Source organism: Methylobacillus glycogenes JCM 2850, from assembly GCF_000617925.1.
GTDB classification, from domain to species: Bacteria; Pseudomonadota; Gammaproteobacteria; order Burkholderiales; family Methylophilaceae; genus Methylobacillus; species Methylobacillus glycogenes.
On sequence record NZ_BAMT01000001.1, the window covers coordinates 314,511 to 330,675 of the forward strand.

Annotated in this window: 15 protein-coding genes; 12 read left to right on the forward strand and 3 right to left on the reverse strand. The window is 54.6% G+C overall.

All coding sequences use genetic code 11. The features are described from left to right. Window positions 1-92 precede the first annotated feature (92 nt). The 6 genes from lolA (at window position 93) to serS (ending at window position 6,421) form a co-directional block, all read left to right on the forward strand. Window positions 93-716: an outer membrane lipoprotein periplasmic chaperone LolA gene (lolA, locus tag JCM2850_RS01490; protein WP_025869510.1), complete on the forward strand. Its 624-nt coding sequence runs from the start codon at window positions 93-95 to the stop codon at window positions 714-716. A gap of 176 nt (window positions 717-892) precedes the next feature. Further along, window positions 893-2,191: a tetratricopeptide repeat protein gene (locus JCM2850_RS01495; protein WP_025869511.1), complete on the forward strand. Its 1,299-nt coding sequence runs from the start codon at window positions 893-895 to the stop codon at window positions 2,189-2,191. A 4-nt stretch (window positions 2,192-2,195) separates the two neighbouring features. Further along, window positions 2,196-2,669 carry a FecR family protein gene (locus JCM2850_RS16345; protein WP_025869512.1) on the forward strand — a complete coding sequence of 158 codons (474 nt, stop codon included), beginning with the start codon at window positions 2,196-2,198 and terminating at the stop codon, window positions 2,667-2,669. Between the two features lie 50 nt (window positions 2,670-2,719). Next, window positions 2,720-3,484, forward strand: coding sequence for a hypothetical protein (locus tag JCM2850_RS20150; RefSeq protein WP_148301162.1), 765 nt, complete (start codon window positions 2,720-2,722; stop codon window positions 3,482-3,484). A 185-nt stretch (window positions 3,485-3,669) separates the two neighbouring features. After that, entirely contained in the window at window positions 3,670-5,016 is a 1,347-nt protein-coding gene (locus JCM2850_RS01510) for a replication-associated recombination protein A (RefSeq protein WP_025869514.1), read from the forward strand. A 115-nt stretch (window positions 5,017-5,131) separates the two neighbouring features. After that, entirely contained in the window at window positions 5,132-6,421 is a 1,290-nt protein-coding gene (serS, locus tag JCM2850_RS01515) for a serine--tRNA ligase (protein ID WP_025869515.1), read from the forward strand. A gap of 84 nt (window positions 6,422-6,505) precedes the next feature. Here serS and JCM2850_RS01520 read toward each other — a convergent pair whose 3' ends face one another. Then, complete coding sequence (locus tag JCM2850_RS01520; RefSeq protein ID WP_025869516.1) at window positions 6,506-8,113, reverse strand: cation:proton antiporter domain-containing protein; 1,608 nt, start codon at window positions 8,111-8,113, stop codon at window positions 6,506-6,508. Window positions 8,114-8,280: 167 nt separating this feature from the next. Then, entirely contained in the window at window positions 8,281-9,699 is a 1,419-nt protein-coding gene (mltF, locus tag JCM2850_RS01525) for a membrane-bound lytic murein transglycosylase MltF (RefSeq protein WP_025869517.1), read from the reverse strand. 376 nt (window positions 9,700-10,075) lie between these two features. On the opposite strand from mltF, the gene JCM2850_RS01530 reads away from it, so the two are divergent. The 6 genes from JCM2850_RS01530 to JCM2850_RS01555 all read left to right on the forward strand — a co-directional run bounded on the left by JCM2850_RS01530 (window position 10,076) and on the right by JCM2850_RS01555 (window position 15,465). Then, entirely contained in the window at window positions 10,076-11,632 is a 1,557-nt protein-coding gene (locus tag JCM2850_RS01530) for a methyl-accepting chemotaxis protein (protein ID WP_025869518.1), read from the forward strand. A gap of 252 nt (window positions 11,633-11,884) precedes the next feature. Next, a complete protein-coding gene (locus JCM2850_RS16350; RefSeq protein ID WP_036265348.1) occupies window positions 11,885-12,289 on the forward strand; it encodes a saccharopine dehydrogenase NADP-binding domain-containing protein in 405 nt (134 codons plus the stop codon). After that, entirely contained in the window at window positions 12,268-13,350 is a 1,083-nt protein-coding gene (locus JCM2850_RS16355; RefSeq protein WP_051525219.1) for a saccharopine dehydrogenase C-terminal domain-containing protein, read from the forward strand. The genes JCM2850_RS16350 and JCM2850_RS16355 overlap by 22 nt, the downstream gene beginning before the upstream one ends. A gap of 101 nt (window positions 13,351-13,451) precedes the next feature. Next, a complete protein-coding gene (locus JCM2850_RS16360) occupies window positions 13,452-13,862 on the forward strand; it encodes a hypothetical protein (RefSeq protein ID WP_025869519.1) in 411 nt (136 codons plus the stop codon). Window positions 13,863-13,865: 3 nt separating this feature from the next. Next, entirely contained in the window at window positions 13,866-14,984 is a 1,119-nt protein-coding gene (locus tag JCM2850_RS01550) for a glutathionylspermidine synthase family protein (protein WP_025869520.1), read from the forward strand. A 148-nt stretch (window positions 14,985-15,132) separates the two neighbouring features. Beyond that, window positions 15,133-15,465 carry a DUF350 domain-containing protein gene (locus JCM2850_RS01555; protein ID WP_159105109.1) on the forward strand — a complete coding sequence of 111 codons (333 nt, stop codon included), beginning with the start codon at window positions 15,133-15,135 and terminating at the stop codon, window positions 15,463-15,465. A 47-nt stretch (window positions 15,466-15,512) separates the two neighbouring features. Here JCM2850_RS01555 and JCM2850_RS01560 read toward each other — a convergent pair whose 3' ends face one another. After that, complete coding sequence (locus JCM2850_RS01560) at window positions 15,513-16,034, reverse strand: M48 metallopeptidase family protein (protein ID WP_025869522.1); 522 nt, start codon at window positions 16,032-16,034, stop codon at window positions 15,513-15,515. Window positions 16,035-16,165: the final 131 nt, after the last annotated feature.

Genomic DNA, 16,165 nt, shown 5'->3' on the forward strand with positions numbered 1-16,165 from the left:
GGAAATTTCCCTGGCACTAGCAAGCAGCTAGCAATCAACAATCGACATTCACACTGCAAATGGCAGCCTGCTGCCTAAAGGAATTTACAAGCATGAAGTTACTGGCAAGCCTCTTGATGGCAAGCAGCATGATGGCAACTCCCTGGCTGGCAGAGGCTGCGGGTGCCGATACACTCAAGGCCTTTTTCAAATCCACCACCTCCATGCGCGCACGTTTTCACCAGGTGGTGAATGATGCCCAGGGCAACAAGGTGCAAGAGGTTAATGGCGATATGCAGTTGTCACGCCCGGGCAAATTCCGCTGGGATTATGAAAAACCCTATGTGCAGCAGATTGTGGGCGATGGTGAAAAAGTCTGGTTGTTTGACCCCGAGCTGAACCAGGTCACCGTGCGCGCACTGGGCAAGGCCATAGGCTCCAGCCCGGCGGCACTGCTGGCCGGAGCGCAGGAAGTAGAGCGCAACTTCACCCTCAGCAATGCCATAGTGCGCCAGGACGGCCTGGAGTGGGCAGAAGCTGTACCCAAGGCCGAGGATAGTGGTTTTGACAGAGTGTTGCTGGGCTTCAAGGGCGATGTGCTGCAAAAGATGGAGTTGCACGACAGCTTTGGTCACACCACCAGCATAGAATTCAGCAAGCTGGAGCGTAACCCTGTATTGCCTGCTGGCAACTTCCGTTTCAAGGTTCCGGCAGGGGCGGACGTTGTAGGGGAATAGTCCTCACGCATGATGGGCATTTTCCAAGACAGGTATTTAAATACAAGTAATTAAATGCATGTCATGAAATCAATGAATAATAAGATGATGAAATCTGTGGCTAGCCGCCTGACCAACTCCGTACTGATATCGTGATATCCCGAACCACAATATGGCGACTGATCGCCGGACTATCCTTGCTGGGGCAGAGCCTGCTGGCGAGCGCGCAGGACGATGTCCTGGCTGCGGCTGCTAAATTGATGGCTGCCAAGCAATACCAATCTGCCTATAGCCTGCTGGAGCCGCTGGAAACCGAGCGCTCCGGCGAGGCTGAGTACGATATGCTGCTGGGCTTGTCCGCGATTGATAGCGGCCATGTGACACGCGGGGTGTTTGCGCTGGAGCGCGTGCTGGCAAGCAACCCTGGCAATGGCAATGCCAGGGCGCATATTGCGCGTGCCTATTTCCTGCTTGGTGAGCAAGAAGCCGCACGTGCCGAGTTCCGCAATGTGCTGGCGCAAAAGCCCCCTGAAGATATGACCCAGGTGATCAATCGCTATATGAGCGCCATTGATAAATCCCAGGGTCTCAGCAGTACTTATTCAGCCTATGTCGAGGCGGGTGTGGGGCATGACAGCAATGTCAACAGTGCCACCGCCGCTTCTTCGGTGACCATCATGGCGATTCCTGGCCTGGGTGGTCTGGATTTGTTGCTCGGGCGCGAAGCGCGTGAAACCTCGGACAATTTTGCCAGCCTGGCAGGCGGCATTTCCTTTCGCAGCCCCAACTATGGCGGCTTGACTGTATTTGGCAGCGTCAATGCCTCGCAGCGTTTCAACCATCAAGAAGATAGATTTGATCTGGGCACTCTGGATTACAACCTGGGCCTGCGCTATGTGCGCCATGTTGATACCTTCACCCTGGCGGCGCAAAGCGCCAGCCTGAGCCTGGATCATGACATTTTCCGCCGCGTGCATGGCCTCAATGGTCAATGGCAGCGCGATCTTGATGACAAGAACCAGATCAATGCCTTTGTGCAGGTATCGCGGCTGGATTATCCAGACAATGACATCCGTAATGCCAACCGCTATGTAGGTGGGGGTGGCTGGGCGCATGTGTTCAATGGTGATTTGACACCATTGCTGTTCATGAGCGCCTATATGGGGCAGGAGCGCACGCTGGATAGAGACTGGGACTTTTTCAGCCACCATCTCTATGGCGCACGCCTGGGCGGACAACTGGCGTTTACCCCAAAATTTGTCGCTTATGCCACCAGTGGCTACGAATACCGTCGCTATGATGAGCGCGATGGTTTGTTCCAGGTATCAAGGGGCGACAAGCAATTTGATCTCAATCTGGGCTTGCGCTATTTACCGGGGTACAATTGGGTGATCAAGCCACAACTGACCTATATACGGAATGACTCCAATATCGACCTCAATCGGTTTGACCGCTATATGCTCTCCTTCAGCATACGGCGCGAATTCAACTGGTAAGCCTGTGACAGCTACATCTGCGCTGCACAGCCTATGGGCATTCAGCAACCTGCGAGCAAGCACCTTGTTGCTAGGCGTGCTGCTGTCACTGCCTGCGTCTCAGGTGCTGGCAGAAGCCGGGCGGGTAGAGTTTGTACATGGCAGTGCCAGCATTATCGATCAAAGCGGTCAGTCCCATGTCGTCAGCAAAGGCAGTGAAATCGCGACAGGCGATACCCTGCAAACTGCGGATGATGGTCGGCTGCAGGTCAAGTTTATTGATGGCGGCTATATATCGCTGCAACCCAATAGCAGCTTCAAGGTTGAGGAATATCACTACAGCGGTGCGGTGGATGGTAACGAGCGCGGCATATTCCGTCTGATCAAGGGTGGTTTGCGCGCCATCACTGGCGTGATTGGTCACGCCAACAAACCCGCTTACCGCATGGATACCCCAGTCGCCACCATAGGCATACGCGTACTGAATTTACCGCCCTGATTGATGACTCACAAAAACTCATCGTCAAGGTGGGCGATGGCGCTGTATTCATGGAAAACGCACAAGGTGGTTTGGTCTTATACAAAGGCCAGTCCGGTGAGGTCAGCGATAGCAGCAGCCGTCCTGGCTATTCACTGGTGATGCCAGTATTGGCCGCAGCAGGGCCGCAGCAGGGCAGCATGCAAGATACCCTGGAAGAAAAGCAGACCAGCGCAATAGCCGATCAGGGTTTTGTGCAGGGGGATATGCGCGATCAAAGCGGCATGCCTTGTGCGGTGGCTAACTGCAACAGCATAGATCCACCCAACCCGAATGCAGGTAATAGCGGCAATACAGGTGGTAATACTGGCGGTGGTACTACACCAGACCCAACCAATCCGACTGGGGTGGCAGCGGAAATTCTGGCGGCCAACCAGGCTGGCACCATAGGCAGCTGGAGCGGAAGTGGCAATGTGGCGGGTGCAGGGCTGCTGGGTTCTTTCGTCTGGCTCAATGCCACAGGCAACCTCAGCGTAGATTTCCGTAACTATCAAGCCAGTTTTGGCCTTAGCCTCAGCGGCCTTGCTGGGGTCATCAGCCGTAGCACCGAGAGCAATGCCATAGGCACTTTGCGGCCAGACGGCAGCTTTGTATTCAATAATGGCAGCATGACGGGTACAGGTTGTTTGCCTACATGCACGCTGGTGATCAATTCCGGCAGCCTCAGCGGCACAGGCCTGTCACGCGCAGGTGTCAACTTCTCGGTCACTGATCTGCTCAATCTGATTGCGGTCAACAATCAGGCCTTGAATCTCGATCGCCAGTTCCCCCAATAGATATTGCTGATTAAGCCGCGTTGATAGGCTGCTGCGGACTAACCTTAAGTCCCTGTAGACGTTACAATAGCGGCTTGTTGTAGCGGCGAAGCATGGGTGACAGCAGAATTATCTGCATCACAGGCCATAAGCTTGATAGGCCACCTCTCTTGATCAATTCTTAGGTAGTAAGCATAGGCAACCCCGTGAGCGGATTATCGGAACCCGGACTGTTTGAGCCGGGACTATTTGAACCACGTGCTCCCCAGGCCCCCCTGGCGGAACGCCTGCGGCCGAAAAACCTGGAAGAAGTGGTGGGCCAATCGCACTTGTTGGGCGAGGGCAAGCCGCTTAGGCTGGCCTTTACCTCGGGCAAGCTGCCATCGATGATTTTGTGGGGGCCGCCGGGTGTGGGCAAGACCACGTTGGCACGCCTGATTGCCAATACTGCCGATGCTGAATTCATACCCTTGTCTGCGGTGCTTGCAGGCATCAAGGATATACGGGAGGCCGTAGAGCGTGCCCAGCATACCTTGCAGCAGACGGGCCGCAAGACCATCCTGTTTGTTGATGAGGTGCACAGGTTCAACAAGGGCCAGCAGGATGCTTTCTTGCCATTTGTTGAGAGTGGGCTGATTACCTTTATTGGTGCCACCACCGAAAACCCGTCTTTTGAAGTTAACAGTGCGCTGTTGAGCCGGGCGCAGGTATTTGTGCTCAGTGCATTATCCGAGCCTGAGCTTAAATTGTTGCTGGAACGTGCCAGGCAGGAAATGCAGACCGATGTCAGCCTGACTGCGGAAGTGGAAGAGCAGGTGCTGGGCTATGCCGATGGTGATGCACGCCGTTTGCTGAATTTTGCCGAAGGCTTGTTTAACGCCGCCTCAGCCGCCGAGGTCAAGGAAATCGATATTGAATTCCTGCAGACCACCATGGCCAGCAAGATGCGCCGTTTTGACAAGGGTGGTGAAGCGTTTTACGACCAGATTTCCGCGCTGCATAAATCCGTGCGCGGCTCCAACCCCGATGCCGCGCTTTACTGGTTCCTGCGTATGCTGGATGGCGGCGCTGACCCTTTGTATATGGGGCGGCGCATCGTGCGTATGGCGGTAGAAGACATAGGCATTGCTGACCCCAGAGCGCAAACCATGGCACTGGAAGCCTGCCAGATTTACGAGCGCCTGGGTTCACCTGAAGGCGAACTGGCGCTGGCCAATGCCGTGATTTACCTGGCGGTGGCCGCCAAGAGCAATGCGGCCTATATGGCTTACAACCAGGCCAAGGCTTTTGTTGCCAGCGATAAATCCAGGCCAGTGCCGCTGCATTTGCGCAATGCGCCTACCAAGCTCATGAAAGAGCTGAATTACGGCAAGGAATATCGCTACGCGCACAATGAGCCAGGGGCTTATGCCGCGGGTGAGCAATATTTCCCCGATGATCTGGATGAAATCCAGTTTTATGTGCCGACATCGCGCGGGCTGGAAGGTAAAATCAGCGAAAAAATGGCGCATTTGCGCGGCTTGGATGCGGAAGCCCGCAAACGCAAAAAATAGGTCTATTTTTCTAAGTCACCGCTGACTTAGAAAACACAATGGCAACATCCAGGCTTTACCCTGGCATTTATCACTACACATCAATTAATAAACAGAATTTGAAGGCCAAGAACTCATGTTAGACATCCAGCAATTACGCAATGATCTCGATCAGGTAGTGGCACGCCTTGCCAGCCGTGGCTTTACCCTGGATACCGCCAGCTTCACCGCGCTGGAAAACGAGCGCAAGACCGTGCAGACCCGTACCCAGGACTTGCAGGCCAAGCGTAACGCCACTTCCAAGCAGATCGGCATTGCCAAATCCAAGGGTGAGGATGTGGCGCCTATCCTGGCCGAGGTCGCTGGCTTGGGTGATCAGCTCAAGGCGGATGAGGAACGTCTGGCGGCAATTCAGGCTGAGTTGCAGCAGTTGTTGCTCAGCGTGCCGAATTTGCCGCATGAAAGCGTGCCTCTGGGTAAATCCGAAGAAGACAATGTTGAAGTACGCCGTGTAGGCACGCCACGCAGTTTTGATTTTGATATCAAGGATCATACCGATGTCGGCACACCGCTGGGCCTGGATTTTGATACGGGTGCCAAGCTGGCAGGCGCGCGCTTTACCTTGATGCGCGGCAAGATCGCCAAGTTGCACCGTGCGCTGGCGCAGTTTATGCTGGACACCCAGACTGAGCGTCATGGCTACACCGAGTGCTACACGCCTTATATGGTGAATGCTGATAGCCTGCGCGGCACTGGTCAGTTACCCAAGTTTGAGGCTGATTTGTTTGCGGCGCAAAAGGGCGGTCAGGAAGGCGAGGGCGAGGCGTTGTATCTGATCCCAACCTCGGAAGTGACCTTGACCAACACCGTGCGCGATGAAATTGTGGCGCTGGACAGCCTGCCGATTAAGTTAACGGCGCATACGCCTTGCTTCCGTTCCGAGGCGGGTTCTTATGGCCGTGATACGCGCGGCATGATACGCCAGCACCAGTTTGATAAGGTTGAGATGGTGCAGATCACGCATCCAGAGCAAAGCTATGCCGCGCTGGAAGAAATGGTAGGCCATGCCGAGCATGTATTGCAGGCGCTGGGTCTGCCTTATCGTGTGGTGTCACTATGCACGGGTGATATGGGCTTTGGTGCCAGCAAGACCTATGACCTGGAAGTCTGGTTGCCTGCGCAGAACACCTATAGGGAAATTTCTTCAGTCTCCAACTGCGAGGCCTTCCAGGCGCGTCGTTTGCAAGCCCGCTTCCGCAACGAGCAGGGCAAGCCTGAACTGCTGCACACCCTCAATGGCTCTGGTCTGGCAGTGGGACGTACGCTGGTGGCGGTGCTGGAAAACTATCAGCAGGCCGATGGCAGCGTTATCGTGCCTGAAGTGCTGCGCCCTTATATGGCAGGGCTGGAGCTTATCAGCATCTAAACATGCGCTAGCGCTGCAAACGCATGAATGAACAAAGGCCAGGGTTAACCTGGCCTTTTTGTTTGTTGCTGCCTTGCGCAGCGTTTAATGCTCTTCTTTTTCTTGGTTCAGCGTTTCTATCAGCGCAATCTGCATGCGGTAATGCAGCATGACAAACCAGCGCCAGAGCAAGGCCACTAATGCCGCCACTATCGCCAGCGTGAATACCCATACATCCCAGGGTGGCATGATGCTGTGGCCCAGGGTCATGATCAGCAATGTCATGCCCACTGCCGCCACTACATTGACGCTCTTGGCGATAAAGCGCTGTACGCGGCTGCTGTCATTGCCGCTCATGCCTTGCGTGCTGTGATCTGCCAGCAACAAGCCCAGCGACTGCAATTTGCGGAAAGCGGCAATCAGGAAAGGCGCGGCCAGCAGCAGGCTGATGCCCCAGGCCAAGGCCTGCTGCCACATGATGTCGCGCATGGGGGAGGGAATCTTCACCAGATAAACATTAACCAGCCAGACCGCGCCCAAGAACAACGCACTGACCATGCATAGATTGACGAACACCTGTAGCAGCAGTTTGCGATAAATATTCGCCAGTATGGCGCTATCGCTATCTGGCGCGTGGTTGTTGGCGCTGAGCCAATTGCTGTACAGACGGAAGAATTGCGCAATGCGCTCAGGCATATTGCGCGCCAGATGATGGGAGAGCGGGTCGGCCAGCTTGATCAGATAAGGCGTGGTCAGCGTGGTGATCACGGATGCTGCCACGGCAATTTTGCCGAAGATAATCACCAGTATCACAACGATGACAGGCTTGGCGTACTGCAAGATGATGGCGGGTTCCAGCATCAACCCTATGGCCACAAAGAAGATGGCACTGAACATGTCACGTATGGGCGTAATCAGCCGTTCTATGGCACGGATGCGCCGAGATTCGGCCATGATGGCACCTATCATGAACGCGCCCAGCGCCACGCTGTAATCCAGCTGCAGCACCAGCAAACAGAAGCCGAAGCACAGACCGAGTATGGTGATCAGCAGCATTTCGTCACGCTTGAAGCTGGCGACATACTCCAGCAGCTTGGGCACCAGAATAATGCCCAGTACCAGCGCTACCACCATAAACAGGGTGAGTTTGGAAATGGTGGCCGCTGCATCCAGCGTAGAAACATGGCCAGTGGCGGCGATGCCGGAGAGCAGGGCGATGATGCCTATGCCCAGGATATCCTCCACAATCAGCACGCCAAAAATCAGCTGCGCAAAGCGCTCATGCTTCATATTCAGCTCGTCCAGCGCCTTGACGATGATGGTGGTGGAGGAGATGGCGATCATGGCCCCGAGGAAGATGGAATCCATGGGTTTCCAGCCGAAATACTGGCCTATCTCCCAGCCCAGCCAGACCATGACCACAATCTCGACCAGTGCGGCCACCACCGCCGTGGCCCCTACGGCGCGCAATTTACGCAGGCTGAATTCCAGCCCCAGCGAGAACATCAAAAATACTATGCCCAGCTCGGCGAGAATTTCTATGGTGTGGTGATCCTGCACCATGGCGAAGGGCGGGGTGTGCGGGCCGAGTATCAGGCCAGCCAGGATGTAGCCCAGCACCACCGGCTGTTTCAGGCGGTGGAATATGATGGTGACCATACCTGCCACCAACATGATGACAGCCAGGTCCTGGATGAAGTCGGCGGCGTGCATGAATCGCGTACTTTCTTATTATCAGGCTGGGTAATCGCTATGCGCTAACGCTAAGCAGAGCCTATTTTATAACGATAAGCCGCGTCAGGCCTTGGGAATCTGAGGGCTAATGCCGTGCCTGTGCTGGATTTTGCTGTTGGCTGGCCGCGATATGGGCGGCCAGCGCTCTATTCCTGGCTGATTGCATTGCCCACACCGCTCAGGCCTGCCACTTCAAAGCTGGGGAAGATGGGCGTATGGCGTGGCTCGCGCTTGACCAGAATTTTGTGATAGGTGCGCACCGATTCCACAAACACCACAGGCGCGCCGCCGCGTGCATAGCCATATTTAAGCTGGGTGTAGTGTTCTTCCTTGCTGAGCATGGGCAGGGCTTTTTTCACATCCACCCAGCGGTCAGGGTTGAGCTTGAGCTTTTTGGTGAGTATGCGAGCATCCTGCAAGTGGGCGTAGCCTATGTTGTAGGCGGCCAGCGCCATCCAGGTGCGGTCTGGTTCATGCACCGATTCCGGGATCAAATCCTTTAGCATCAATACATAACGTGCTCCGGCAATGATGCTTTGCTTGGCATCCAGCCTGTCGGTCACGCCCAGCCTGTCGGCGGTATCTTCAGTCAGCATCATCATGCCGCGTACATTGGTGGGCGAGGTGTTGAACCTGTCCCAGTGCGATTCCTGATAGGCAATTGCGGCAATCAGGCGCCAATCCAGCCCGGTCAGCTCCTGCGCTTCTTGGAACAAATGCACATACTTGGGCAGCAGGCTCTCGGAGCGCTGCATAAAGCTGGTGACATCCACAGGCTTGAGGCGGTCGGCATGGCCGTAATAACGGTCTATCAGATTGCGCAAAGTGCCATCGTGGCGGATGCGCTGGAAAAAGGCATCGGCCTTGCCCTGTAGCCAGGCATCGCCAGATTTGGGGAAGGCCCAGGCGACTTGCTCCGGCTTGCCCAGCGGCATGCTGGCACCCAGGTTGGGGTAATAGTTTTGCACCAGGGCAATCAGGTGGCCATCAGCCACCGTGTAATCCAGCTCACCTTCTGCCACCCGCGCCATTAACTCATCGGAGTTGGCAGTCTTGGTTTCGCTCCAGTGCAGCTTGGGTTCCTTATCCTTCAGTGCCTGCAGGCGTTCGGCGTAGCTGGTGCCAGCGGGAATGACGATCTGCTTGCCGAGTAAATCCTGAATGCTGGCCGGGGCCTTGGTCAGCTCGGTGTTGAACACCATCTGCTGTTGTACATTCTGGTAAGGCTGGCTGAATTGCACCATATGTTCGCGCATATGGGTAATGGTGAGGTCGGCTGCGGCAAAGTGGGCTTTGCGCTTGAGCAGGGCGGGAATCACCTGGGAGATATTGTTGACCACGAGAAACTTGACGCTGTACTCCGGGCCCAGCTCGCGGACGAAATTACGCACCAGATCATATTCCAAGCCAGCGTATTGGTTATTGCCACTGTAGTAATACGTACTGGGGCCATTGTGGGTTACCACAATGATTTCCTTGCTTTGCTGCGGGTCCGGCAGCGGCTTGGCAGGCTCTTTACAGCCCATCAGCAGCAGCGTCATTAAAAGAATAAGCAGTGCGCGCATCCGGGCAAGTGTCCTAAAGTTTGCCCGGTTTGTCCAGCCTGAGTTAAGGCTGAATTGAGGTGAATCCTGCCAAATCAAGTCATTAGCCTGGCAAGCGCTAAGTCAGCCTGAGTAATTTTTTATCTCTCAAGCTCAAGTATTTTGTACAACAGTACGTAATCATGAATATGTGTTAACAAATCTGCATATTTGGTTACAAGTGACCAATCTATGTCTGTCATTGGCAAGCTTGGTCACCAGAACGCATGTGGGGAATAGTGTTGGTGCTCAGCGGAACGCGAGCGCTCATAGACGGTGATAGGCAGAGTGGTAAGAGGAATAAGGTATTGATGTAGCAGCAAAAGCAAAAACTAATAACGCTGATGAGGAGAGTTGTATGAAACAATTTCTGCGGGATATCACGGTGCACCATATGGTGCTCATCGTATTGGCTTTCATCAGCGTGCTGATCATCAGTCTCTCGGCGCTTAGCCTCTACGGCCTCAACCGCGCGGGTGAGGAGCTGGATGAAAGCCGGGTGATGCTGCAAAAAACCCATGCGCTGGCGCAAACCAATGACCAGATCATGCGCGCGCGCCTGCGGCTGGCGCGGCAGGCTGAATATCTGGCAGAAGGTAATACAGATGCGGCCAGGCAGGAGGCCGAGGCCGTCAGGGATTCGCTGTCCAAGGCCGATAGCAACTTCAATAACTTCCTGCAATACACTGCCGGGCAAGATAGCCCTGAACTGCAAGCCCTCAAGCAACCTTATAGCAAGTTAAGCAGCGATGGCCTGGCCAAGTTGGTGAGTCTGCTGGCTGCTGGCAACCTCGATCAATACAAAACCCACAACCTCACAACCGTGGTCAGCGCCAGCCGCGAATTCGGCAATGCCATGGCCCAGTTCAACGATGCTGCAGAACAACAACAGGTGCAGATGCTGAAGCAGGCCTCAGCCAACCGTAAGCTGGTCATAGGCGTGGTGATCGGCATTCTGGCTTTCTGCCTGGTGCTTATCTTGCTGGCAGACCGCTATATTGTGCATTTTGTGCGCATGCCGCTGGATCAGATCAAAACCTATTTCCAGCAGATAGCCAATGGCGATCTTACCTGCCATATCGAGATGTTCGGCAAGAATTGCCCGGGGCAACTTTATCCCTACCTGCGTGATATGAAGGACAGCCTGAGCGACACTGTGCGTCAGGTACGTGCCGGGGTTGAGCAGATCAGCAATGGTGCCAGCGAGATTGCCAGTGGCAATCTGGATTTGTCGCATCGCACCGAAGAGCAGGCCTCATCGCTGCAAGAGACCACGACCAGCATGCAGCAACTCGCGGATATTGTGGCGCAGAATGCGCAAAACGCCAGAACCGCCAATGGCATGGTCAAGAATGCCTCCAGCATTGCGCGCCAGGGCGAATCCGCCATGGAGGACGTGGTGAAGATCATGCAGGAAATCAGCGCCAAATCACACCAGATTGGTGACATCACCAGCCTGATTGATGGCATTGCCTTCCAGACCAATATCCTGGCGCTCAACGCTGCTGTGGAAGCGGCGCGCGCAGGCGAGCAGGGCAAGGGCTTTGCGGTGGTGGCCAGCGAGGTGCGCTCATTGGCGCAGCGCAGTGCCAGCGCTGCCAAGGAAATCAAGGCCTTGATCGTCTCATCCTCTGAAGTGGTGGAGGCTGGCACACACCGTGTGATCGCCGCTGGCAGCACCATACGCGAAGTCACCACCTCAGTAGGCCAGATCACTACCCTGGTGGAAGAAATTGCAGCGGCTTCTGGCGAGCAGGCCGACAGTATTGAGCAGGTGAAGATTGCGGTGGCGCAGATAGATGGGGCCACGCAGCAGAATTCTGCCCTGGTAGAGCAGGCGGCTGCCACCGCCAAGGTATTGGATGATCAGTCCGACAACCTCAGGCAATCGGTGCAGATATTCAAGATTAATTAAATACTCACGACATGTTCTCTCAGCCAGGCGCTCACTCAGCCTGGCTTTTTATTTTCTGCAAACCTGGCGGTGATGAAAACGCGCATGGCCTGTTGTCTTTCTAAGCATCGCCAATTCAGGCTGGCATTGCGGGGTTTAATGCCACGCATCAACCTCGCGTTGAGTACATGGCTTTGAGTACAATGTCAGTCTAAATATCCAACCACCTTCTCTCCCACCCAACCAGCCTGGCCTTAGATTTTTCCTGCTTTCATGAGTTTTCTCCAGCAATCCATTCTTATTCTTGGTTTTGGCAGCATAGGCCAGGGTTTGCTGCCCATGCTGCTCAAGCATTTTTCCTTGCAGGCTGCGCAAATCACGCTGATTGCCGCCGATGATGAAGGTGCAGATGAGGGAGTGGTTGAAGCGCAGCAATTTGGCCTCAGCATCAAGCGCATCAGTTTGGATCAAAACAACTACGCCACGGTGCTGGCCCAGCATCTGCAGGCAGGCGATCTATTAATCAATGTGTCTGTGGATGTGGCTTCTTTGTCTCTGCTGCAATGGTGTCAGGCGCAGGATGTGTTTTACCTAGATACCTGTGTTGAACCTGGGCGGGCACCTACAGGCAGGGCGGCATCGCCGCCAGCAACTATATGCTGCGCCATGCGGCATTGAGTGAGGCAGCCAAGCCCTACCTAAGTGTTGGTGTGAACGAAGATGGTAAAGAAACTGAAAGGGGCAAGACTACCGCCGTGATTGCGCATGGTGCCAACCCAGGCCTGGTATCGCATTTGTTGAAGGAGGCCCTGGAGTCACTGGCAGCCCTGCGCGGTATCAGCCACTGGGCATCCTGGGCTGCGCTGGCGCAGCAACTGGGGGTGAAGGTGGTGCAAGTGGCAGAACGCGACACCCAGCACAGCAATATCGCTGCCGCCCCCGGTCATTTTTACAATACCTGGTCTGTGGATGGCTTGATGGCAGAAGCCTGGCAGGGCGCGGAACTGGGCTGGGGCACACATGAGCGCACTTTACCTGTTGATGCCGAGTATCACGAGGTGGGAGATGGCAGCGGCATTTATCTGCAACGCCACAGTGCAGAGCTGCGCGTGCGTTCCTGGGTGCCCGCTGTAGGTGAGCAGCAGGCCTGGCTGATTACCCATCATGAGGCTTTGTCTATAGCCCATTTGCTCACACTGCCTGGTGATGATATTGCCCAGCCTCGTTATAGACCCACCGTTTATTACGCCTATAGCCCATCACCGATTGCGGCACGCTCCTTACAATACTGGCAGGCTTCAGGCTATCAGCCGCCGCAACGCAGTCAGGTGCTCAGGGATGAATTAATTTCGGGTTTTGATCAACTCGGTGTGTTGCTGATATTTGCCGCAGGCACTGCGCTTGAAAGTGGAAAGCGCTGGCAGGCGGGTGCCTATTGGTATGGCTCCACGCTGACATTGCAAGAGGCCAGGCAGCTCGGTTGTCACAATAGTGCCACCTCCATGCAGGTGGTGGCTGGCATACTGGGCGCCTTAAGCTGGATGCAGCAGCATCCAAGGGCGGGCGTGGTAGAGGCAGAAAGCATGGATCACCGTGAAATCATGCAGGTGGCCAGACCTTATCTGGGTCAGGTGGCTGGGGTAATGACAGATTGGCAGCCAGCAGGCGGATTGCAATTTCAGGACTTTGTAGTGGAAAATGCCGACGCTGAAGCTGGCGTCAAGGCAGTCATGGTTTGAGAAATACAATAGCTTGAGAAAAACAGCGGCTTGAGGCCAATGGCCAGTGTTAACAATAGCGGCAAAACCGAATCAATAAAAAGCCAGAACTGGGAGGCAGAGTGAAGAAGAAAAGATCGGTCTCGGTACCCCTGATTATCTTGGGTAGCCTGACCTTGTCGTCATGTAGTCAGCAGCCAGAAAATGATGTGCAGCAACAGGTTTACAACAGCCGTGCCGAATGCGAGCAGGACTGGAATGACGGTCAGAGCTGTACTGACAACCCCAATGGTGAAGCTCCTAACGATAATAATCCGCACTATATCTATGGCCCACGCTGGTATGGCCCGCGTTATTTCTGGGATCACAACCTGCAACGTCCGGTGCAGCTCTACCCTAATGGCAGGACACGCATCATAGACAACAGCCGCATTCATGCAGGCAGTGCTTACCGCAGCAATACCACTACCGTGGGCAAGACCAACCGTGGTGGCTTCGGCAGCAGTGCCCGTGGTTTTTCGGGTGGAGGCTGAGCCATGCAACGCCTCACCATCACGCCGCGTCCCGACGCCGCAGCCAAGCTGGAGCAGCAGGGTTTGTCTTTCCACAACTGGGATGATTACTGGAAGGAAGATGCCTGCTACCGTTTCAGCCTGCAGCAGATAGAAGAAATCGAATCCGCCAGCGAGGAACTGCACCGCATGTGCCTGCACGCGCTGGAAGTGGCCATCACTCAGAACCGCCTGGCTCAGCTTGGCATACCGCAAGCCTTTTGGGGCGCCATACGTGATTCCTGGCAGCGTGAGGAATTCTCCATCTATGGCCGCTTTGATTTTGCCTACGACGGCAAAAGCCCGCCCAAAATGCTGGAGTACAACGCTGATACGCCAACCTCGCTGCTGGAATCTGCTGTCTGCCAGTGGTACTGGCTGCAGGATGTCTATCCGCAATATGACCAGTTCAATTCACTGCATGAAAAGTTGGTGGCGCGCTGGCAGGCCTTGCCCAAGGGTGCGCCTATACATCTCGCCTCCTTGCAGGACAACGAAGAAGACTGGGTGTGCGCCATGTATATGCTGGATACCGTCACCCAGGCCGGGCACCAGGCCAAGCATGTATTTGTTGAAGACATAGGCTGGGACGAAACCCTCAAGTGCTTTGTCGATCTTGAAGATGAACCCATCGCCCGCCTGTTCAAGCTTTACCCCTGGGAATGGATGATGCGCGAATCATTTGGCGAGCATCTGCACGCAACTGCCACGCGCTTTATCGAGCCATTATGGAAATCGGTATTGTCGTGCAAAGGGCTGCTGCCACTGTTGTGGGAGCTATATCCAGAGCATCCCAATCTGCTTCCTGCCTATTTTGAGGCAGGCAAGTTGACATCTTATGCGCGCAAACCCTTGTACTCACGTGAGGGGGCCAATATCCAGCTGGTCAAGGATGGCAAGATCATCGCCGAGGATGATGGCCCCTATGGCGCTGAAGGGGTGATCTACCAGGCCTTGTATGACATGCCGACCTTTGATGGCAAGTACCCTGTCATCGGTGCCTGGGTGGTCAATGGTGAGGCTGCAGGCATGTGCGTGCGTGAGGATGTCAAAGCCATCACCACCAATATGAGCAACTTTGTGCCGCACTTCTTTGTGGAATAAACACTGGCTTATAAATTATCCAAGCCAGCAGTACGCAGTTCAATTTTAAGATTCTACATTGAATAAACAATGCAAGATAATGAATAAAAAAGGATTACATTATGATACATGGCATAGGCGCATTTCTATCCTACCTGGGCACAGCCTGGTGCTACTGGCCCTGTTTGTACTGATCTACGTACAAATCACGCCTTACCGCGAATTCAAACTGATTGCGCAAGGTAACTCTGCGGCGGCCATTTCGCTGGGTGGGGCGGTATTGGGCTTTACCTTTCCGCTGGTGTCTTCTATCTATTACACCCAGTCCTTGCTGGAAATGATCATCTGGGCAGGTATTACCTGCGTGGTGCAGTTTTTGGTATTCACCGCCATGCGCCACTGGTCCAAACATATAGAAGAAGGGGTGGTTGCCCCCGCTATTTTCCTGGCTTCGCTTTCTATCGCCGTGGGCCTGCTCAACGCGGTCAGCATCAGTAATTAAGTTCGGCAGGGCTTATGCAAGGTTCAGGGTGGCTTAAGCAGGATTAATCAGCCTTCAACATCTGGGCCTTGCTTGATCTGCGCCGCATGCTCACGCCAGCTCAGCCACACGCGCATATCAAATTCCAGCTGGTGATAGCTGGGTTCCATATGCGTACATAACTGGTAAAACGCCTTGTTGTGGTCTTTTTCCTTCAGGTGCGCCAGTTCATGTACCACAATCATGCGCAAAAACTCCTCAGGCGCATCGCGGAACAGGCTGGCCACGCGTATCTCATTCTTGTTCTTGAGCTTGCTGCCCTGCACCCGCGCAATATAGGTATTGGTACCTAGCGTGCCGCGCACCGGGTGCTGCTGGTTATCGTATTGCACCTTGGCCAGCGGCGCGGCATTTTTCAGGTAGCGCTGCTTGAAGTCCATCACGTAAAGATACAAGGACTTATCGGTCTGGTGGGGGTGGCTTTGCGTGTATTTCTGTGACAGCCTGCTGCCAAGCTCTCCGCTTTGCAGCAATGTCTGCACCTGGCTGACGAGGGCGGTAGGGTAGCCGTTGAGGTAAGGCAGGTTCATGACAGGGGGCAGGTTTAAAAGACAAGCTGTCATTGTCTCAAATTCAGGCGCGATTGGCTGTATCTGATCATCAGGGTCAAAACTGGGATACTGGTATATAAAAGAAACGGGCAGCGCGAAAAGCGCTGCCC